Source organism: Pseudomonas gingeri (genome assembly GCF_013386115.1).
GTDB classification, from domain to species: domain Bacteria; phylum Pseudomonadota; class Gammaproteobacteria; order Pseudomonadales; family Pseudomonadaceae; genus Aquipseudomonas; species Aquipseudomonas gingeri.
Genome location: NZ_JACAOR010000007.1, coordinates 247679 through 269831, shown reverse-complemented (window position 1 = coordinate 269831; position 22153 = coordinate 247679). Strand labels below are relative to the sequence as shown.

Here is a 22153-nt window from a genome sequence, read left to right as displayed (position 1 = left end):
ATCTAGAGGCCCGCTGTCGGTGCGGGTGGTGAAGTGAGAGGTCTTATGTCGACGCAGCAAGCAACCCGGTTCCAGGCACCCTGGCCGACCAATCCCGCCTATCTGTACAACGCCGCCGGGGACGAAGGCCCGCGGGCCACGCTGATCCTCGCCCACGGTGCCGGGGCGCCGATGGACAGTGAGTTCATGAACGCCATGGCCGCGCGCCTGGCGGCAGAAGGCATCGACGTGCTGCGTTTCGAGTTTCCCTACATGGCCCAGCGACGCCTGGATGGCGGCAAGCGTCCGCCCAATCCGCAGGCCCGGTTGCTGGAGTGCTGGCGCGAGGTGTACGAGCAGGTCCGGCAGCAGGTCCGCGGGCCGCTGTTCATTGGCGGCAAGTCCATGGGCGGGCGCATGGCCAGCCTGGTGGCCGACGACCTTGGCGCGCAAGGACTGGTGTGCCTGGGCTACCCGTTCTATGCCGCGGGCAAGCCGGAGAAACCACGGGTGGCGCACCTGGCCGGGCTCGCGACAGCGACGCTGATCGTCCAGGGTGAACGCGACGCCCTGGGCAATCGCCAGGCGGTATCGGACTATGCGCTGTCGGCCCGGATCGAACTGAGCTGGCTGCAGGCTGCCGATCACGATCTCAAGCCATTGAAGGCCAGTGGCTTCAACCATGCGCAGCACCTGGACACGGCGGCGCGGCAGATCGCTGAATTCATCGGCCGGCATGCCGGTTGAAGCGCCGGTTGCCCTGCCTGCGGCAACCGGCGCGATTGGGCTCAGCGCGAACCGATGCTGACCACGACCTCGGTGGCGGCCGAGCGTTTCGACCAGTTGCCGACCACGTCATGGACCTCGTAGCGCACCGGCAGCTTGCTTGAGTCGCCGACGGCCTCGATGATCTGCGGCGGAATCGGGATAACCACCTCCGTGCCGGCTTCCGCCGCTGTCAGCGGCGGGTGGTCGACCGTCGATTCGGCCCAACTGACCCGGATCCGATCGCCTTCGCTCATCTGCTCGTAGGGCGTGACGATCACCCGCACACCCTGCGGGTCGACGATCACTGCTGGCGGTTGCACCCGGGGCGGACGCAGGGCTTCGTTCTCGTAAGGCGTGGCCGGATCGATATCGATGCCGCCGGGGGCTTCCAGCTTGACGCGGATGTGGGTGATGTCGGAGTCCTGCGAGGTACTGCCGGGAAACGGGGTGAAGCGATAGCGAACCGGTACCGGATCCCTGGCCGACTCGATGTTTCCGGTATCCACCGCCAGGATGACGAAGTCATTGATCGGTGGCGCGTCCCTCGGGTGATCGTAGCTGCTGACGGGGTCCGCGATTGCCCCCCAGTACAGGTCGATATGATCCAGGGGCTTGAGGTCCAACGGCCCCACCAGCACGGGCAGGGGTTTTTCCGGGTCGGCTACGTCAATGGCACCGACTCCGGCGGGATTGACGCTGAGGATCACCGGTTGATCCAGGTTTCTTGGGCTGATGTATTCAGACATGATGAAGGCTCCAGAAAGAGAAAAGACAGGTGGTCACTGCCCGCGTGCCTCGGGGCACCTGCCGGACACACGCATATCCACATAGGCGCTGCGCCGCTTTGAACGACCGATGCCGGTGAGGCTTTCCACGCTGAACGTGGCCTCGGCATGGCCATAGCAATTGCTATCCAGCACCGCGCGCGGCACCTTCAGGTCGTAGCCATCGCGAACCTGTTCCTCGGTCAGTGGAGCGGACGTGTATGGCCACTGGTTTTTCGGATTGCCGCCCACCAGTTGGTCGAAGCCTTCGTAAAGGAAATGGATGACATCGCCTGGCCTGATGTTCAGATACGGGGCGATATGGACCGGTGCGCCGTCCTGGCCGTTGATCGTATTGATCGCACCATGCTCGTTCAGGTCGGTGAAGACCGGGGCTTCCGGTCCGTTCGGACCACCGGGCAGTTCATCCCGGGAGCGGACGATGATGCCTTGTTCCGGCGACCTGGAAGTATTCGGATTGCCGGCCAGAGTGATGGTGTACTGCACGCGTATATCGGTGCCGGTGCCCACCGGGCGGAAACGGTTATTGGGCACCGCCAGGTTCAGGTCGCGGGCGGCGCTGACATCGCCTGCGGTGATGCGATAGGGTGGTTCGAACATCGGCTGGCCGCCCCAGGTCAACTGGATGAGCTGCCCTTCGACGAACGCGGGGTTCCAGGCGATGATGGCGCTCGCGTCCCGTTCGAAGTCGTTCTCGTCGATCAGGTTGTCCACGGCTTCGGGCGAGGCGCCGCGAATGATCGGTCGCGCCATGTCGCCGGGCACCGGCAGCCTGGCCCTGACGACGATATCCAGCGGCAACGAGTAACCGACGACATGGCCGTTGCGTCTGACCTCATAGCCCAGGCGGATGTCACCGTCGCCGGCCTGTTCGATGGTTTCGAAGGCCACGTCGATACGCAGGATGATCGGCTGGCCGATGGTTGCCGGGTCGAAGGGACCCAGAGCCACGCTGCCCCAGTGCAGGAGAATCTGATCGCCGTCTTCCACCAGGTCCGAAGTGGGGATCCAGACTTCGATACCGGCCTGGGCCTGTTCGTGGCTGATCGGCTCGACATAGCCATCGATGATTGGCGCGGGCAGGTCGAGCACCGGTTCATTGAGCAGCAGGAGAACGTTTGTAGCGGTCGAGTCCTGTGAGCGGTTGCCGGCCCGATCCGTGACGGTGTAGAGCACCGGTCCGTTGAAATCGCCCAGCGACTCGAGAAAGGCGCGGGAAAACTCGATGATCACCTCCCGGGGCTCTATGTCACCCTCTTCGACCCTGCCGCCAGGCCCTTCGGTATCGCCCCAGAAGGTGCGGATCCTGTCACCGATGGCGAAACCGCTATAGCCGTGGACGGTGCCCGGCAGGACATCGCCCAGTTGTGTCAGTTCTTCCGAGGTGAGGCCGTCGTTGACCTGTGGCGGGAAATCGAGAGGGCCGAGGGTTGTGGGATGGCCGGGGGCGGTGGTGTCGATTTCGAGAAGGTAGGGGAGGGAATCAACGAATTCCTGGCTGATGGTGTCTGTAATTCGGTAGGCCAGTTGATATTTGCCTTCGACAAGGAGTTCGATAGGAACATCCCGTGTCAATGTATCCCCGGGGCTGTCCGTGGGTTTGATGAATTCTCTGGTACCTATCAGTTGCCCCTCCCAGAGCAATTGATAGGTTTCGTCGACCGAAGCATTGTTCCATACCTTGAAGGTAACGGGTAACGGGTTGTCGAGAGCACTTACAGGTAGTAATCCATCTTCCAGTGCCAATGGGATATCGGGCCGTTCTGGTTGCGATTCTTTAGTTGTTTGGAAGTTTTTTTGGGTTGTCATGTTCATGGTTTTTTCCTTGTTTGCATGCGGCCTTCCCGCGCAGACCGCATGCAGGGAGAGTCGCTCGGAGAAAGTTAACTATTGAAGTTAAAATTAATGGTGCGAGTTACCAGGGGTAATCGCACCCTACGACAGGACGACTCATTTTTACGGGGGCTGATCCCATAAGAGAGTTGGCAGGTTCCTGGTTATGTTCGGGGCGTGGTTCAACACGATAGGTAATCTGTGCCCGCCCTACGCAAATACTCATCAGGTTGGCACGTGGGACTTGAAAGGTCAGGCCGGTACCAATGTTTGTAGGATTGATTGTTTCGGTTTTTTCATAGCGTGCCTCTTCGATAGGAGCGCCTGCTTCATCGAAGCCTTCGAAAGTCAGAGTGATATCGTGGTAAAGGCGGATATTTTCATAAGGCCTGATCAGCACAGGGGTATATTCGGGATTCAACCCCGGAATGATATGGCCTGTGTCAGATAAACGTGTGAATACCGGTTCCTGAAGACCCATCTCTCCACCGGGCTGTTCCATTTTCGAACGAACGATTACCGATTGTGTGGGTGACATGGCCGGATTGGGGTTTGTATCACGTGTTACCGTGTAGTAAACCGGAATTGCGGCCCCGGTACCTTGGGTCTTGATAATCGAGTTTTCAACCGGAATATCGAGGTCGGAGCCGGCATTAAAGTCGGCCTGTGTGATTTGATACCATTGTTCCTGTGATTGCTGGCCCCAGTGAAGGTTGAGATAGTCATTGACTCTCAGCCCATTGGTCCAGCGGAAGATGGCCCTTGCGTCCAGTTCGTAGTCATCTGGATCAATGAGGTTGTCTTGCCCGTTCGGATTGTCGCTGGTGCCTTGGATTGTCAGAGGCTGAAGGCGCTCTTCTGGAACGGGCAGGGTCAGGTAGACAGCAACAGGCAGAGACTGCGAGGTTCCGATCAGTTGTCCATTATGGCGAACCTCGTACTTGACGTTGACGGTGGCCTCGGGGAACTGATTGATAATGTCGAATTGAAGGACCGGGGAAAGGATTGGGTCCTTATCTTCATCACCTTCCTGGACTGGTATTTCGGGCAGTGGGTTTGTATCTCCCCAATAGACGGTAATACGGTTCCCAGGTGCTGCCCCCGGATAGTTTGGAATATCGACAGTGACACCGCTTTGCGCGTCTTCGTAGTCGATCAGCCCGCCCTGTTCCGGGCTGGCCTGTTCGACGATCGGCACGGGCAGGTCGTTGGGGATATCGGCCAACAGCAACTTGATCTGGCGAGCCAGGGAGCGAGGCGAAACGTTGCCCGAGCGATCGGTGATGATATAGGTCACCGGCGATTCGGCGCTTCCGACCTCGGACTCGACACCTTCCAGAAATTCCCGACTGAAGGAAATAGGAACCTCCCGCGGTTTCATGTCTTCTTTCTGGACGACCTCGGCTGGTCCTTCAATATCCCCCCAGTAGGTCTGAATGATATCGCCCACGGCCATGGTGCTATAGCTGCTGACAATCACGTCGAGTTTGTCACCCATCGCGGTCAGTTCGGCGGAAGTCAGGCCATCATCGACTTGCACGGGGAAAGCTATCGGGCCGTGGCTTGGCAATCCCGGACGAGTGGTGTCGATCTCCAGTAAATATTCAAAAGAAGGTGTCGGCTCCATACTGACCTTGTCATAGATCACGTAGCTGAGTTTGTATTTTTTATCGGTAGGATTCTCAAGGTCATTTTTTTCCACGAGAAATTCTTGCGGAACATATAACTTCAAGTGACGATTCGGATTGGCAAGATCGTCATCGGTAACATCGACGTACTCGTCAAATGGCTCACCTTCCCACAGCAATCTGTATTGGTGATCCTTGCTGGCGTCAGCCCATAACTCAAATGTGACGGCAAGAGGCTCATTCAGAGCGGAAATCGGCAGTAGTCCATCGGGGAATGCGAGTTCCACATCAGGTTTGCTTGCTTCTTTTGGGATTGATCGCGTGTATTTTTTCCGATCTAGAATGAGCGAGCTTTTTTTTGTACACATATTTTAATCCTTAAGATAATGGCTGTTTAAGTTTTTGGCGGCTGTTATGAGGGTGTTGTTGGTGGCCGCCATTTTTGAAACGTAGATAGAAAATCCTCTATCTGGGGTTCACGTAATCGCCATCTCGAGGATGTGTCAAGAGGTGCTCTATAATTATTTTTTCTTTCTGCAAGAGTCGCCAAGGAGTTTTCCGAAAGGAAGATTCCTATGTTGATTGGGATATTTCTTACATTATTATCTGGTTGTTTTCATATTAAGGCGCAAATGTTTTTCATCCAATGATCACCTCTTATTTCATGTCGGAGAAGGAAGTGATGTTTTGTATGAAAGACAGATTGTCCAGCGCCAGAGAGGCAGATGTCATAGCCGGGAAGATTTGCCTGTTGCTGGGCACTTTGTTGGGGCTTCAAGTGAGCAGTGCCCACGCGCAAACAGACGTGGAAAATGAGACGAGAGGAACGGTGAGCAACAGATGGGAGATTTTGACCGCCGAAAGTAACGTCGAATCGTGGAATGTCCTGAACCGAGGGATACTGGAAATTATTGAAGGAGGAGCGGCGAATTCGATCCGTGTGAGTGAAGCCGGTCAGGTCAGAATCAATAATGGCCGGGTTGATGGAGGTATAACATTGGAGGCCTCCAGAGCCATTATCGAACGAGGGAACATCAGCAATAGCACCGGGGCGGCCTTGCGGGTGGAAACAGTGAGCACGTCCACCTCAAGAGATCCTTCTCGGGCAAGTATCAAGGACAGCACGCTTTCCGGGGCAGGGATGGGGATAGGGGTTGCAGCGCTGGGCCAGTTGAGCCTCGATAATACGCAGGTGTTCGGACATGATTTTGCGGGTGTGGGCGGCTTGGGTATCCGGATTCTCGGTGCTACGTTGACGATGACCAACAACAGTTATGTCCAGGGCGGTTCGACAGGCTTGGAGATCCATGGTCGGACAGCGATGCCAGGAGGCCCCGTGATTCCGACCCCGGCCGATGTCGTCGTTGACAACTCCACGATCGAGGGGTTGACCGGACCGGCGATTTCAACCGCAGAGGCTGCGATTGGAAATATCACCATCCAGAACGGCTCTCGTCTGCTGGCTGGCAACGGCAATCTGTTGGAAGTCAAGGAGGCGAGCGTTATCGGTTTCACTGCGGATAACAGCACGCTCACCGGCGATCTGGTCGCCGACGACACCAGCAGCCTGGATGTCACCCTGCAAAACAATGCCCAACTCACCGGTAACCTGATCAACACCAATAGTGTGGCCATCAACAGTGGAGCGAACTGGACGATGGTCGGCGATGCCGAGGTCAAGTCGTTGTCCATGGGCGGCGGCAGTGTGACCCTGGGCTCGGCCGAGCAGTTCTACACCCTGTCCCTGGGCGAGTTGTCCGGGACCGGGATGTTCAATATGCATGTCAACCTGTTGGACAACGCGGGCGATTTGCTGGACATCAATGGCGAGGCCCATGGCGACTTCCTGCTGAATATCCAGAACACCGGCCTGGAGCCTAACTCCCCCGAGATCACCCCGCTGCATGTGGTGCATACCGAAGGTGGCAGTGCCGTGTTCGACGTGGTCGGCGGCAGTGTCGATATCGGCGTCTATTCCTATCAACTGGAAAAGCAGGGGGATGACTGGTTTATCGTTGGCGCCGGCAAGACCATCAGCCCCTCGACCCAGGCAGCGCTGGGCCTGTTCAGTGTCGGGCCGACCGTCTGGTATGGCGAACTGGCGACCTTGCGCAATCGCATGGGCGAAATACGTACCAGTGGCGAGGGCGGTGGCTGGATTCGCGGTTATGGCAACCAGTACAACGTCAGCGCGGACGCCGGGTTTGCCTACAAGCAACGCCAGAAAGGCTTGTCGCTCGGGGTCGATCTGCCCGTACCGGTGGGCAATGGGCAACTGTTGGTCGGGGTCATGGCCGGTCATAGCGAGTCCGACCTGAGCCTGAGCCGCGGTACTGTCGGCAAGGTCGACAGCGGTTATGTCGGGGCCTACGGCACCTGGTTGACGGAAGAGGGCTACTACTTGGATGCGGTGGCCAAGCTGAACCGCTTTCGCAACAAGGCGGATGTCTCGATGACCAATGGCGTCAAGGCCAAGGGCAGCTATGACAACTTTGCCTATGGCGGTTCACTGGAGTTCGGCAAGCACATCAGGTTGCAGGACTCGATGTTTGTCGAACCCTACGCCCAGCTGTCCACGGTCAACGTCAAGGGTGACAGCTATACCCTGGACAATGGCCTGCGGGCGAAGAACGACCATACGCTGTCTGTGCTCGGCAAGGCGGGCGCGACGCTGGGACGCAACCTGGAACTCAGCGATGGCGGCCTGTTGCAGCCTTATCTGCGCGCGGCGATGGTCCATGAGTTCTCCCGCAGGGGCAATACGGTGAAGGTCAACGATGTGTCCTTTGACAACAACCTGTTCGGGACCCGTGCCGAACTGGGCGTCGGGATCTCGGCGGCCTTGTCGAAGAACCTGCAACTGCATGCGAACTTCGACTATATGAAGGGCGAGCACATCGAGCAGCCCTGGGGTGTGAATATCGGTATGCGCTACGGTTTCTGATGGCCGGGCAGCACTGCCCCGGCGTTCTGCAGAACCCTCGACGATCCTTCGTCGAGGGTTTTTTTATGGCTGGGGATCAGCGCACCGTCACGGTCGCACGCGATGAGATATAGACGTCGGCCGGCAACGAAGTGATCCGTCCCAGCTCGCTGATGACCTCGTAGCGCGCCCGGCCACGCCCGTGCTCGACGGCCATCAGGCGTGCCAGCGGCACCCGGAAGCGAACGCCGTGGCGGATCTCGTGGTCGGTCACCAGCCGCTCGGCGGTGAACTGCGCTTCAACGATCTCGCTGCCCCCCGTCAGGGCATCGAAGCCGAAGAACTGCAGGACGATGCGGTCGCCGGCCTTCATGTTGCGATACGGCGTCACATGCACCACGGTGCCCTCCGGGTCCCGGCGCGGGTCGACCACGTTGAGCACGTTGGCCCCCCTGAACACCGGTTCCAGCAACCCCGCCGAACCACCCGGCAGTTGCATCTGGAAGATCACGGCCACCGACTGCTTGGGCGAATAGGAGGTGTTCGGGTTGCCCTCGCGGGTCACGGTGTACTGTACGCAGATGTCCACTCCGCAGCCCTGTTCGGTAATCAGGCTGTTCGGGACATTGATGACCAGGTAGCAACCGCTGTCGACATCCTGCTGGGTAATCGGGCGTACCAGCGGCTGCGTCGACTTGCCCCAGAACAGATTGATCCGGTCACCGGCCCGGAAGGCGTCGCGCCAGGCGATGACAGCGTCGGCCGACAGCTGTGCGTGGTCCTCGTCGAGGTAGTTGTCCAGCGTCCGGGCGTTCGGGTTCTTGCCCTTGATCACCGGTGCGGCCAGTGCTTCGTTGACCACCGTCTGCGGCGTCGGGTCCTGGGGCCCGGGTAATTGCAAAAAAACCTCGAGTTCCAGGTCCGGGGACGTGAAGACCTCGCCATTGCGGCACACCTGGTAGTGCACCTTGGCCGGACCGTCGCCATGGCGGGAGATGGCCAGGTAGCGCACCATCACGTTCAGCAGCAGGGGTTTTTCCAGCTCATGGGCACTGACGACACGCCGGCCGGAGGCTTGCTCGCCGTTCCAGAACACCCGGATCTCGTCGCCAATGGCGACATGCTCGTAGCGGGGCACGGCGATTTTCACGCCGATGCGGGCGTGTACATCGTGCACCTGGCCGTCCTCGATCTGCAAGGCAACCGGGGCCGGCAGGTTGGCCGGCAGTTGCTGCAACTGCAGCTTGAGGGTGACCGGCTGCGAACGTACCGAGGTATTGCCGGCCCGATCGCGCACGCTGTAGCTGACGGGGAAGTCGCCGTTGCCCAGTTGTTCGAGGAAGCCGCGCTCGACGGTGATCTGCACTTTGTCGGTCCCGGGTTCATCGGGCTGTACCGTGTACGCGGGGCCGGACTGTTCACCCCAGTAGCTCTGGATGACATCGCCCCATTTCATCTCGAAGTAGCCGGGAACGGTGGCGGTGAGCCGGTTGCCCAGTTCGATCAGCTCGCTGTTGGTCAGGCCGTCCAGGGCCTGCTCCGGGAGGATCGGGGCGGCGAGGAGGGTGCCGCCGGGTGGGGTGAGGTCGATGATGAGCGGGGTGCGGTATGAGTGACTCGATTCCCCATTGAGAGTATTGACCGCAATGTACTGCAGACTGTGCATGCCTTCTTCGGACAATAAATTCTCGGGCAGGAACAATGTGAGTAGATCCCCGGATTGGTACTGCTCCATGGAAACCACAGGCCCCGCAAGGACATCATTCCAGATCAACTGGCAGGTGTCGGTTGGCTTGAGGTAGTCCCACACGGTGACTGTAACAGCCAGGGGCTGGTTCAGATCGGCCACTTGCAACAGCCCATCCTCCGGGGCGGCAACGGCAACAAACGGGGCTTTCAGAAAAGCGGATTGGGTTTGACTCGCTAAATCCTTCATAAGGATATCCCTGTAATCTAATTGAGTGTTGTCAGTCGTTTTCACACTCGGACACGTCGGCGTTTATTGCCGGTGTTGTGTGTCGTCGCGTGCTTATCTGGCAAATAAGGCATTCAAGTCTTGGATGAAAGGTAACTGTCTGTGCGATATAGTGCCAAGAGCTCAACGAATAGTAAGTTCGATGTGTTGTCAAGAGTTTTGCGTAAGTAAGTTTGTTTGTCTGGCTTATGTAAGTTTTAAGTTTATATATATAAGGAAAATTCTTACTTATTAAAAAGAAAAGTTTCTGATTTCGTCCGTGTAATAAAAAACCCGATGATTATCAGTCATCGGGTTTGTTGGGTTGCTTGTTGCTCTGTCAGCGATTGAAACGCTCCACCAGAGAGTATTGCGTGTTGGCCGTATGGGTCAGTTCCTCACTCAATTGGGCCGAGTTGTGCGCCTGTTCCGAAGTCTGGTCAGCCAGTTGCGCAATAGTGCTGATATTGCGGCTGATCTCTTCGGCCACGGAACTCTGTTCCTCGGTGGCGGCGGCGATCTGGGTGGTCATGTCGGTGATATTGGCCACCGCCTCGCTGATGCCCACCAGCGCGGCATCGGCCTCGAGGACCCGGGCCACACCTTCCTGGGCCTGGCGATGACCGGCGTCCATGGTCTGCACGGCGGTGCCGGCGGTCTGTTGCAGCTTGGCGATCAGGGCATGGATCTGCCCGGTGGACTCGCTGGTGCGCTGCGCCAGCTGGCGCACTTCGTCGGCAACCACCGCGAAGCCACGGCCCATTTCCCCGGCGCGGGCCGCTTCGATGGCGGCGTTCAGGGCCAGCAGGTTGGTCTGGTCGGCGATGCCCTTGATCACATCGACCACGCCACCGATCTCGTCGCTGTCCTTGGCCAACTGGGTCACGGTACCGCCGGTTTCCCCGACCACCACCGATAACCGCTCGATGGCTTCGCGGGTTTCCCCGGCGATGTCGCGGCCACGACGGGTCAGGCGATTGGCTTCCTGGGTGGCGTCGGCCGTGCGCTGGACATGGCTGGCGACTTCCTGGGTGGTGGCGGCCATCTGGTTGACGGCGGTGGCCACCTGTTCGGTTTCCTGGCGCTGGCGATCCAGGCCGCTGGAACTCTTCTGGGCCAGCTCGTCGGACTGCCGGGCCTGGGCATTGAGGTGCTCGGCGGTATCCTGCAGGCGGGTCAGGCAGGTCTTCAGGCGCGCTTCCTGGCTGAGGATGGACATCTCCAGGCGCGCCTGGGCACCACGGCTGTCGGTGTACATCTGGGCGATCAGCGGGTCCGAGGTGGTCTGTTCGGCCAGGCGCAGCAGGCGCTTGAGACCGCGTTGCTGCCAGCTCAGGCCGAGCAGGCCCAGCGGCACCGAGACGGCGGCGGCGAGGGCGAAGCCCCAGTGGGAGTTGAGCCAGACGCCGATCAGGAAGCTCACCTGGCTGACCAGGATGAATGGCAGCCAGTCCTGCATCACCGGCAGCCACTTGTCGCGCTGGGGAATGGCCGACTTGCCCTGGTTGATGCGCTGGTACAGCGCCTCGGCCCGGCGGATCTGCTCGGCGGTGGGCTTGACCCGCACCGATTCGTAGCCAATCACCTGGTTGCCTTCGAAAACAGGCGTCACATAGGCGTTGACCCAGTAATGGTCGCCGCTCTTGCAGCGGTTCTTGACAATGCCCATCCATGGCAGGCCTTGTTTCAGAGTATTCCACATGTGCGCAAACACCGCCGCCGGGACGTCCGGATGCCGCACCAGATTGTGTGGCGCGCGGATCAGTTCTTCGCGGGAGAACCCACTGATTTCGACGAAGGCGTCGTTGCAGTAGGTGATCACGCCTTTGGCGTCGGTAGTGGAAATCAACCGTTGCTGAGCGGGAAAGGTGCGTTCGCGTTGGGTAATGGGTTGGTTGTTACGCATGGTTTTTCAATCCGCAAGGCTTTGACAGGTTTTCGGCAAGGCAGGGGAAATATTGAATATATTTTTCAACTTTCAGCGCCGGTTCACATTTTCGCCCTTGCGCACTCGTACTCGTCCTTGAATACGAGTCGAACACGCGTGAAGTTAACGCGTTGATTTTTCCGTTTGCGATTTGACCGAACGGAAATACCCATCGAGTACTTCCGTTCCATTTATCACGGTTGCAACATCGGATAAGTAAAGAAAACGAAGTGCAGCGTATTAAGCGCGACATGGGTGGCGATGGCCGCGGCCAAACCGCCAAAACGGTAGGCCAGACCATAGCCGACGCCGGCCAGTGTCGCCAGTAACACCCATTGCCAGCCGGCACCCAGGTGCGCCAGCCCGAAGATCAGCGCGGCGCCCAGCAGCGCCAGGGTCTCGCCACGGGGCAAGGACTTGAAGCAGCGACCCAGGCCGCCCTGGATATAGCCGCGAAACAGGATTTCCTCGACCAGGCTCACCAGCAGCAGGTTGTTCAGCAGCCAGAGCCAGCCCTGTTCCGGCCATTTCGGCGCCCAGTCGACGATGCCCAGGATGACGGCGCCGCCCAGGGCCAGTAGCGATGTCACGGCCCCGGCAATCGCCGTGGTGCCCAGCACCCGTGCCGGCGGACGCTGCCGGACCAGCCACGGGCAGACCAGCAGCAACCAGAAGCCGATCAGCGGCTTGTCGAGATTGAGGTACAGGGTGAATGGCACGGCATCCGGGGTGAAGCGCACCGCGCTGATCATCCGGCCATTGCCGAAGCCCGGCAGCCAGTGCAGAGCGAGGCCGGCGGCGACCAGCAGGAACAGGCCGTGGCCCAGGTAACGCAGCGGGCGATTGCGTTGCTGGAATGCCGCGGCGCCGGAGGCCAGCAGCAGGGCGAAGGCGATCAGGCTGGGCAGGCCCAGGTGGCCCACGCTCAGTGCCAGGGCATAACCAAGGGAAAGCAGGGCCAGGTAAGCCCAGGGCAGAGCAGACATGCAGGGTCCTCGAGTCGTTGAACAGTAAAGCCCGGTCGTCTGGGCGAGGGATTATAACGTCCGGTCCAGAGCGCCTGGCCAATGAAAAACACCGGCATGGCCGGTGTTTTTTCAACCACGCTCGAGGGCGATTACGGCTGTGCCGGAGGCGGGTATTTGCCGTGGCTGGACACGATCTTCAGCGGCTCCTTGAATTTCGAGCCTTTCAAGGGCAGGTCGGGCATGACGCCATTTTGCAGCGGACCCTTGATCAGGAAGATATTGTCGCCCGAGAGCCCTTCGCCGGAAATCTTGTGCAAGGTCCAGCCTTCCGGCAGTTCGGATGTTCTCAATTCGAAGTAATGAGAGACGCGTGCCTTCTGCTGGGTGCGCCCGTGCAGTTTGCCAAAGATATTCTGGGAGAGTTTCTCCGGTGCAAGGCTGCCCGGTGCCAGGTCGGTCACGTAGATGCCATAGTCGGTACGGGTAAAGTCGCCCAACGGACTTTGCCGGGTGACCGGCAGGTGCATGTGCAAGGCCGTACCGTAGCCACTTCCGCGAATGGCGGCGTATTTGTCCCGGCCCATGTACTTGTACATGAACTCGCTCCACTCCGACCTTGGAATCTCCCGGCTTCTCAAGTTCGGACAATGGGGAACACTCTCGAAGTGTCGACTGGTCACCGGCGGCGATTCGGCGCTCTCGGGCGCCGGGCGTTTCTGCCGTGAAAGGATATCCGTGGAAGTTGCAGGTGCAGACGTAGGCGTAGATGTTTTTGCCTCCTGCAATGTTGTCTCATGGAGTTTTTTCCAGGATGTTGATTGAAGGCTGTCTCCCTGCATTTGCACATAGAACTTGTTCCGCAGTGCACGACTGGGAAGGATGCTTTCTATTTTTCCGTGGTATTGAGTGAGTTGCCTGGAACTGAGCGCCGCCCAGGCGTTATCGCCATCACGGACGGCAATGCTCCAGGTCTCGTCCGGACTCTTCACCAGAAACTTCTGCGTGGGCAGCGTGCCCGGCTGATTGTTGGTCTTACTGTAGAAGGCATGTACGTCGACCGAGTTGGCTTCCGGCCGCCGTTTTATCCGGATTACCCGGGTGTCCGCGCCAATGAAGAAGTCGAGCTTGGGAAGGGGCCTGATCGGTAGCGTGTCTTCCAGGGCGGCGCAGCCCAGTGCGGGCGCGGCAAGCATTTTATCGAAGGGCAGCCCGGCCGCGCCCGGGAGCTGGCGAACAGGTCGCGGGCAGCCGTTGTGCTTGCGGAACCTGCCGGTGATGTGGTCGCCTGCCGAGTCAAGCTGCTGTCCGAACGCCTGCCGGGCGTCGTGCAGTGCCTGCGTCGTCCGGCCCCTGGCATTGCGTATGTTGTGCCAGAGTTTATTGACGGTACGTGTGAGTGTCCGCGGGCTGTACAAGGGAAGGGGCGAGACGGAAAAAAGGCTCTCGCCCACGGCTTGGGTCAGTTGCAGGCCGCTTTTGCGCAGGCCTTGTCGGAATGCCTGATTGGCCAGGCCGGCGCTGACGCCACTGCCCACTTTGTTCAGGGTCTGCCATAAGCCACCGATGGCGGTTCGGCGGACAGTCTCTCCCGCCGCGCTGGTGAGCGCGTGCTGTCCGATGGCGAACACCTGGTTTCTCAGCCGCTGGCCCAGGGACGTCTGCAGGCCCGCGCGAACCGCCGTGGCCAATGTCTTGACCGCGGAACCCACGCCTTTGGCACCGGGAAGCGCCGTGAGGGCAATCTCCATGACCAGGCCGAGGTGGTCCTCGTTGCTTCGCTCGGCGGCGGGTTTGGCAAAGTAGTCGTAGAACGGAATCAGCGACAGGAGGCTGAAGCGTTCTCCCCGGTTATGGGGCGGGAGGGTGTTTTGCTCCTTGGAATGACTGACCTCCCAGATCATGGGCGTATCCCATACCGACGTGACCAGCTTGTCGATGACCTGTCGGGCGGTGCTGGCGGGGTCGCCTGGGCAGAGTCGGCCGGCGTTGAGCCCGGCGTGCCATTCGCCGGCTTCCAATCCGACCCCGGCAGGAATACCGGCTCTTACCAGTCGGCCTCCCACCGACGCCGGCTTGGGCAGCAGCATGGCGGAGCGGCTCCAGATATCAATCCAGCTGGTGCCCAGTCCGTCATCCGCTTTCAGGATATTCAGGAAGTGGCTTTGACTGCCCTCCGGCGGTTCGAACTCGACGACGGCCAATGTTCCGGCCTTGTAGAACAGCGAGTGGCGTGACGAGGGGGCGAGGATACGCCAGCGCCCGCGGTCAAGGGCATGCAGTTTCTGCAGTGGCAGGCCCTGAAAGATCAGTTCGAGTTGCGACTTGACGATGGGCTGGTACTTCTCTCTGTAGCGGGTCGAGTCCTCCGTGAACTTTGCCAGGAGCGCGTTTCTCTGGGCCAGGAAATAGTCGTGTTGCACCATGTTCATGCCGCACAGGAAAGCGTCGAGGGTACTGATGTCCCGATCGCCGAAGCGCGCATCGGGATCGGCACCCAGGGCCCAGAGTTGCACGCTCGCCATGGCACGCAGATCCGGCGCCCGCTCATGTTGCACTGACAGCAACTGCGCCTGGTTTCGTTCTTCTGCCTCCCTGGTCAGGTCGAGCCATTCCATGGCGTTGGCATAACCCCAGGCGCGCGCGGTGGCGGCGGTCTGCTCGCCCAGGATGAGGCCGCTCAGCTCGCTGAGTGGATTTTCCGCCGGGGCCCTGGCGGAAGAAAGCCTTTCGGCGTCGCCTGTTTCCTGCGAGTCGATATCGAGATCGTTCTGCCTGGCGATACCCTTGGCCATTGCCACCACCTCGGCGATCGAACAGGCCATCGAGGCACGGGGCGTGATTTCGTTGAGCAGTCGCGCCGCCCAGCGCAGGGTGATCGCGGCAGGATCACTCTGGTAATCCAGGGTCAGGTCGTCGCTGTCCCGCAGGAACAGTTCCGGGCGTGCGCGTTGCAGCAGCAGGCCCGCGAGAAAGGTGGCGTGGCCTTTCTGGTCGGTCACTTGCTGGTCCATGAGGCGTGCGTGGATGGGCGTGATCAAGTGTTCCCTGAGATGGCCCCATGTCTGGAATTCGGGGCCCGGCACCGTACCGCCAAGGTCGGGGCCCAGTTGCCACAGGTCCTTCACCGCTGGCCAGGCGATATCCAGCAGCGTTTCCACGAGCAGGCAGGCCTGCTCGCCCGGGGTCAGTGCCGCTGGCGTCGCGGATGCCGGGGCCTGGGTCATTTGCGCGGCCCATTCCGTGAATTTCGGCAAGCCTTGCAGTAGCTGGTAGTGTTCGAACGCGCCCCACGCCGGCAGCGCCTGGATAAAGGGGGCGCTCAAGCCGATCTTGTCGAGCACGCGTGAGGCGAATGCCGGTGCCGACGCGCTTTCCTTGCTGGCGTCCTGTAGCTGTTGTCGGTTGGCGGCGAAAGTGGCGCCCGCGTCCTCCAGCAGGAGCACCGTTTCCGCCACGGGGATTTCAGCCGGTTTTGCCGGTTCGATCCCGGGCCTCCAGGCACTGGCGGGGATGTACTGCCGTGTCAGCAGTGTGCTTCGGAACACCAGTTCCAGCAGATCCATCTGCGGATCGGCGGCCACCCAGGGCGCGATAAATGCCGGTATCGAGGAAAAGCCGTTGTCGGCAATAACCGTCGCGGAGGCTGCAAGGCCGCGCACCAGTCGCCGGAGAATAGCCCAGGCGCCCGCCGCCGATCGGATCCGCATGCCGGTGAAGTCTGACAGGAGGACATGAAGATCCGCCTTGCGACAGAGGTACGAAAGCGCGCGATTGGCCTCATCGAGAGTCGATGCGTGTTTCAGCGCCATCAGCGGTGTCGGCGTCATCCCCGTCATATCCTGGTGCATGGCCACGTAGGGGTAGAAGGCGTAGGGATAGAGAGCCTCGGTAATGCTGCGGGTCTGGCTCCAGCGTTCGCTGGCCCGGGTGCGCAGTTGTTCTTCGCCGAGCACGCTGGCGCAAGGATCCTGGGGAAGGATGGAGAAAACCGCTTCGTCGTCCGGCCCCGCCAATGCCTTCAGGGAGCTCTCGACTTGGCGTAGGCCTCCGGTATGGGTGTCCAGCGCGATACGCTGGAGTCCCAGGGCGAAATGAACAGCCACCGGCTGCGCGTCCGCCGGGATCGGCAAACCCAGTACATCGCCTGAGGGTTTGCGTTCGGCACCCTCGATGTTTTCCATGGCGGTCGGGCAGAGTTCGCTCTTTATATCGAAAGGCGCCAGGGTATCGTCGTATGACCAGCGGGCCATGGCATAGGCAGTCAGTCGCAAGTCGCTTCGACTGCCGATCTGGCTCGCGTATTCAGGAAGCATTTCCTTGAGCAGCCTGGCGCAGAACAGTTGCACGTCCGCCCGTTCGAGAAAGTGCAGGCAACGCTGCAACAGGTCTTTTTCGTCCTTGAAAGGGCTGTTGTCGATGCTGCCGAGGTTTTCGCGGATCCAGTCATTGAACAGTAAATAGTGTTCCCGGTAATTTCCGTTGGCCGTGGCGGCATCGACCGCATCCATGAACACCTCCGGCGATGAATACAGGAGATGGTTGCACGCGGCGCAGTACCAGGGCACTTCGACATTGTTCGCGGTATAGCGGCGTCCATCGGGCAGGGGGCGTGAGTTGTCTTGCTCCGTGCCGTCCAGCAAGGCTCGTGCCTGGCTGGCGACCTTGACCAGGGGTTGGCTGATGTCAGCCCAGTAACTCTTCGGGCCTTCATGGCGATCATCGGACAAGAAATTGTCCGGCAGGTTGTTTTCCGTCCTGAACAAGTCAAAGGCGTAGGTGAGATAACTGTCGGTCTTGTCCAGAATCGTGCGAAGAGTGGTCGAAGGGTGGCGATACTCATCTTTCGCCGTCAGCAGTTTCGAATGGGCGACATCGAATACCGACGCTGAAAGCCCTCCCGTAACTCCGGCCTGGTCGACGACCGCCAGGAAAGAGGCGGCTGCCGCGGCGAGGCAAGTTTCTGCGGTGTATCCGGAGACTGGGGGAACAAGTTGCGGGCGCGAAGTTGCGTGGGATTGAGCGGTTTTCAGAAAAGCCTGTTCAAATTGTATTGAGTTCTTGTTCATGCAAGTTGTCTTTTTGTAGTTGTGGGGCTTGCCTCCAGTTTAGATAGGCTCGAATTTAAATTGAAAGTGCTCGAAAGTTTACTGGCTTACTTGTCGGTGCGGGAGGAAGTTTCAGCGCAATAAGGAAACTATCAGTTTGTCTGTAGGATAATATTCGGCAATAAAAGGCCGGGTCTGCAACCTGCGCCCTGTGGAAAGCGCACCGGCCAGGGCCGGTACGCTTTCACGCGGGATGACAGGAAATACTCAGGAAGCAATCAGTTGCCGCAATACATAGTGCAGGATTCCCCCGGCCTTGAAGTATTCCACTTCATTGAGCGTGTCGATCCGACACAACACGTCGACTTTCTCCTGGCTGCCGTCCTCACGGGTCAGGGTCAGTTGCAGGTTCATCCGCGGTTGCAGTTCGGCGCCGCTCAAGCCGCTGATGCTCAGGGTTTCCTTGCCGGTCAGGCGCAGGCTCTTGCGATTCTGATCAAGCTTGAATTGCAGCGGCAGCACGCCCATGCCCACCAGGTTGGAGCGGTGGATACGTTCGAAGCTCTCGGCGATCACCGCCTTGACGCCCAGCAGGTTGGTGCCCTTGGCCGCCCAGTCACGGCTGGAGCCGGTGCCGTATTCCTGGCCGGCGATCACCACCAGCGGCGTGCCTTCGGTCTGATAACGCATGGCCGCATCGTAGATCGCCAGCTTTTCGCCCGAAGGCACATGCAGGGTATTGCCGCCTTCTTCGCCGCCGAGCATTTCGTTGCGGATGCGGATATTGGCGAAGGTGCCGCGCATCATCACTTCATGGTTGCCGCGGCGTGAACCGTAGGAGTTGAAGTCCCGTGGTTCCACGCCCTGTTCGCGCAGATAGCGTCCGGCCGGGCTGTCGGCCTTGATATTGCCGGCGGGGGAGATGTGGTCGGTGGTCACCGAATCCCCCAGCAACGCCAGTACCCGGGCGCCCTTGATGTCCTCGACCACCGGCAGGGGCCCGGTGATATCGTCGAAGAACGGCGGGTGCTGGATATAGGTCGAGTCCTTCTGCCAGACATAGGTGGCGGCCTGGGGGACTTCAATCGCCTGCCACTGGGCGTCACCGGCAAATACCTCGGCGTATTCCTTGTGAAACATCGCGGTATTGACCTGGGCCACGGCGTCGGCGATTTCCTTCTGGCTCGGCCAGATATCGCGCAGGTACACCGGCTTGCCATCGCTGCCGGTGCCCAGCGGTTCGCGGCTGATATCGAGGCGCACGCTGCCCGCCAGGGCGTAGGCCACCACCAGCGGCGGCGAGGCCAGCCAGTTGGTCTTGACCAGCGGATGGACGCGGCCTTCGAAGTTGCGGTTGCCGGACAGCACCGAGGCGACGGTCAGGTCCGATTGCTGAATGGCTTTCTCGATCGGTTCCGGCAGTGGTCCGGAGTTGCCGATGCAGGTGGTGCAACCGTAGCCGACCAGGGCAAAACCCAGTTCATCGAGGTAGCGGGTGAGACCGGCGGCCTTGTAGTAGTCGGTGACCACCTTGGAGCCGGGGGCCAGGGAGCTCTTGACCCAGGGCTGGCGCTTCAGGCCTTTCTCCACGGCCTTCTTCGCCAGCAGTCCGGCGGCCATCATCACGCTGGGGTTGGAGGTGTTGGTGCAGGAGGTAATGGCGGCAATCACCACCGCGCCATCCTTCAGGCGGTAGGTATGGCCTTCATAGCTGTAGTCGACGCCGCCTACCTGATCCGCATTGCCGACGGCGACACCGCCGCCGCCCTCGCTTTCCAGGCGACCTTCTTCCTTGCTCGCGGGTTTGAGCTGCAAGCCCATGAAGTCACTGAAGGCCTGGGCGACATTCGGCAGCGAGACCCGGTCCTGCGGGCGTTTCGGCCCGGCCAGGCTGGCCTCGACGCTGCCCATGTCGAGGGCCAGGCTGTCGCTGAACAACGGCTCCTGGCCCGGCAGACGCCAGAGTCCCTGGGTCTTGCTGTAGGCCTCCACCAGCTCCACGGTGGCTGCCGGCCGACCGGACAGGCGCAGATAATCCAGCGTGACCTCGTCCACCGGGAAGAAACCGCAGGTGGCGCCGTATTCCGGGGCCATGTTGGCGATGGTCGCGCGGTCCGCCAGGGGCAGTTCGGCCAGGCCGTCGCCGTAGAACTCGACGAATTTGCCGACCACGCCTTTCTTGCGCAGCATCTGCGTCACGGTCAGCACCAGGTCGGTGGCGGTGATGCCTTCCTTGAGCTTGCCGGTGAGCTTGAAACCGATCACTTCGGGAATCAGCATCGACACCGGCTGGCCGAGCATCGCCGCTTCCGCCTCGATGCCGCCGACGCCCCAGCCGAGCACGCCGAGGCCGTTGATCATGGTGGTGTGGGAGTCGGTGCCGACCAGGGTGTCGGGGAAGGCATAGGTGCGGCCGTCCTCGTCCTTGGTCCAGACCGTGCGCCCCAGGTACTCGAGGTTGACCTGATGGCAGATGCCGGTGCCCGGAGGCACCACGCTGAAGTTGTCGAAGGCGCTCTGGCCCCAGCGCAGGAAGGCATAGCGTTCGCCGTTGCGCTCCATCTCGATATCGACGTTCTGGCCGAACGCCGCCGCTGTGGCGAACTTGTCGACCATCACCGAGTGGTCGATCACCAGGTCGACCGGCGACAGCGGGTTGATCCGCTGCGGATCGCCGCCGGCCCTGGCCACGGCGGCACGCATGGCGGCCAGGTCGACCACCGCCGGCACGCCGGTGAAGTCCTGCATCAGGACCCGGGCCGGGCGGTACTGGATTTCCCGGTCGGAGCTGCGTGTCTTGAGCCAGGTGGCGAGTGCCTTGAGGTCGGTGCCGGTGACGGTCTTGCCGTCCTCCCAGCGCAGCAGGTTTTCCAGCAGGACCTTGAGCGACATCGGCAACTTGTCCAGGTCGCCGAGCGACTGGGCGGCTTGCGGCAGGCTGAAGTAGTGGTAGGTCTTGGTGCCTACATTCAGGGTTTTAAGGGTTTTCAGGCTATCGAGCGATGACATGAAATGACTCCTTGAGGCCCGCACGGCACGGGCCGGGTGGAACGAACAGAGCCTTGAATCTAGCTCCGTTCGGGGGATCTGGCTAATCACTGGACTCTATGGGGCAGTCCAAGGTTCCGAACTCGGCTATCATGCGCAGGTTTAAATGACAGGCTTGGCTTCGATTACAGGAGCCGGCTTGCCGGCGATGAGGTCGCAGAGTCCGTGCAAGCCTCCTCGTCACAGTCGCCCAGCCCAGGAATTTTTTGTGAACACCCTCTTTATGCACTGCCGGCCAGGTTTCGAAGGCGAAGTCTGTTCCGAGATCTCCGAGCACGCCGCGAACCTGAATGTCGCCGGTTACGCCAAGGCCAAGGCCAGCAGCGCCTATGCCGAATTCGTCTGCACCGAGGACGATGGCGCCGCGCGGCTGATGGCCGGCCTGCGCTTTGCCGACCTGATCTTCCCGCGCCAGTGGGCCCGGGGCAGCTTCATCGACCTGCCGGAAACCGACCGCATCAGCGTGATCCTTGCCCAACTGGCGACATTCCCGCTCTGTGGCAGCCTCTGGCTGGAGGTGGTCGATACCAATGACGGCAAGGAACTGTCGAACTTCTGCAAGAAATTCGAAGGGCCGTTGCGCAAGGCCCTGACCCAGGCCGGCAAGCTGGTGGAGGATGCCGGCAAGCCGCGCTTGCTGCTGACCTTCAAGAGCGGCAGGGAAGTCTTTCTCGGCATGGCCGAGGCGGATAATTCGGCGATGTGGCCGATGGGTATCCCGCGCCTGAAGTTTCCCAAGGACGCGCCGAGCCGCTCCACCCTCAAGCTGGAAGAGGCCTGGCACCACTTCATCCCCCGCGATCAGTGGGAAGAGCGGCTCAATGGCGACATGACCGGCGTCGACCTCGGCGCGGCCCCTGGTGGCTGGACCTGGCAACTGGTCAATCGCGGCATGCTGGTGACCGCCATCGACAACGGCCCGATGGCCGAAAGCCTGATGGACACCGGGCTGGTCCAGCACCTCATGGTCGACGGCTTTACCTTCAAGCCGAAACAGCCGGTGGACTGGATGGTCTGCGACATCGTCGAGAAGCCGGCGCGCAATGCCGCCTTGCTGGAAACCTGGATCGGCGAGGGGCATTGCCGCGAAGCGGTGGTCAACCTCAAGCTGCCGATGAAGCAGCGTTATGCCGAGGTCCGGCGCCTGCTGGAGCGGATCGAGGAAGGCTTCAAGGCCCGCGGCATCCGGGTGGCGATCGGCTGCAAGCAGCTGTATCACGACCGTGAGGAAGTCACCTGCCATCTGCGTCGACTGGATATGAAAAAGCCGCGATAATGCCGAACCGGTTTCAGGA

At 60.4% G+C, this 22153-nt stretch carries 11 protein-coding genes; 3 read left to right on the top strand and 8 right to left on the bottom strand.

Going from position 1 to position 22153, the window contains the following annotated elements; translation table 11 throughout:
• Positions 1–45: 45 nt before the first annotated feature.
• Entirely contained in the window at positions 46–726 is a 681-nt protein-coding gene (locus tag HX881_RS13575; protein WP_177084976.1) for an alpha/beta family hydrolase, read from the top strand.
• Positions 727–767: 41 nt separating this feature from the next.
• Here HX881_RS13575 and HX881_RS13570 read toward each other — a convergent pair whose 3' ends face one another.
• From HX881_RS13570 to HX881_RS13560, 3 genes are all read right to left on the bottom strand, one after another.
• Entirely contained in the window at positions 768–1493 is a 726-nt protein-coding gene (locus HX881_RS13570; RefSeq protein ID WP_177084974.1) for a hypothetical protein, read from the bottom strand.
• 33 nt (positions 1494–1526) lie between these two features.
• Complete coding sequence (locus tag HX881_RS13565; protein WP_246356507.1) at positions 1527–3107, bottom strand: addiction module component; 1581 nt, start codon at positions 3105–3107, stop codon at positions 1527–1529.
• A 340-nt stretch (positions 3108–3447) separates the two neighbouring features.
• Positions 3448–5361, bottom strand: a complete 1914-nt coding sequence (locus HX881_RS13560; RefSeq protein WP_177084970.1) for a hypothetical protein — start codon at positions 5359–5361, stop codon at positions 3448–3450.
• 323 nt (positions 5362–5684) lie between these two features.
• Between HX881_RS13560 and HX881_RS13555 the strand changes: the two genes are divergently transcribed.
• Positions 5685–7937: an autotransporter outer membrane beta-barrel domain-containing protein gene (locus HX881_RS13555; RefSeq protein WP_177085405.1), complete on the top strand. Its 2253-nt coding sequence runs from the start codon at positions 5685–5687 to the stop codon at positions 7935–7937.
• A gap of 76 nt (positions 7938–8013) precedes the next feature.
• On the opposite strand, the gene HX881_RS13550 is transcribed toward HX881_RS13555, so the two are convergent.
• The 5 genes from HX881_RS13550 to acnA all read right to left on the bottom strand — a co-directional run bounded on the left by HX881_RS13550 (position 8014) and on the right by acnA (position 20819).
• Positions 8014–9765, bottom strand: coding sequence for a hypothetical protein (locus HX881_RS13550; protein WP_343054761.1), 1752 nt, complete (start codon positions 9763–9765; stop codon positions 8014–8016).
• A 445-nt stretch (positions 9766–10210) separates the two neighbouring features.
• On the bottom strand, positions 10211–11776 hold the full coding sequence (locus tag HX881_RS13545; protein ID WP_177084966.1) for a methyl-accepting chemotaxis protein: 1566 nt from the start codon (positions 11774–11776) through the stop codon (positions 10211–10213).
• A gap of 215 nt (positions 11777–11991) precedes the next feature.
• A complete protein-coding gene (locus tag HX881_RS13540; RefSeq protein ID WP_177084964.1) occupies positions 11992–12783 on the bottom strand; it encodes a CPBP family intramembrane glutamic endopeptidase in 792 nt (263 codons plus the stop codon).
• 131 nt (positions 12784–12914) lie between these two features.
• Positions 12915–17831 carry a hypothetical protein gene (locus tag HX881_RS13535; protein ID WP_177084962.1) on the bottom strand — a complete coding sequence of 1639 codons (4917 nt, stop codon included), beginning with the start codon at positions 17829–17831 and terminating at the stop codon, positions 12915–12917.
• Positions 17832–18077: 246 nt separating this feature from the next.
• On the bottom strand, positions 18078–20819 hold the full coding sequence (gene acnA, locus HX881_RS13530; RefSeq protein WP_177084960.1) for an aconitate hydratase AcnA: 2742 nt from the start codon (positions 20817–20819) through the stop codon (positions 18078–18080).
• 247 nt (positions 20820–21066) lie between these two features.
• Between acnA and rlmM the strand changes: the two genes are divergently transcribed.
• Positions 21067–22134, top strand: coding sequence for a 23S rRNA (cytidine(2498)-2'-O)-methyltransferase RlmM (gene rlmM, locus HX881_RS13525; protein ID WP_177084958.1), 1068 nt, complete (start codon positions 21067–21069; stop codon positions 22132–22134).
• Positions 22135–22153: the final 19 nt, after the last annotated feature.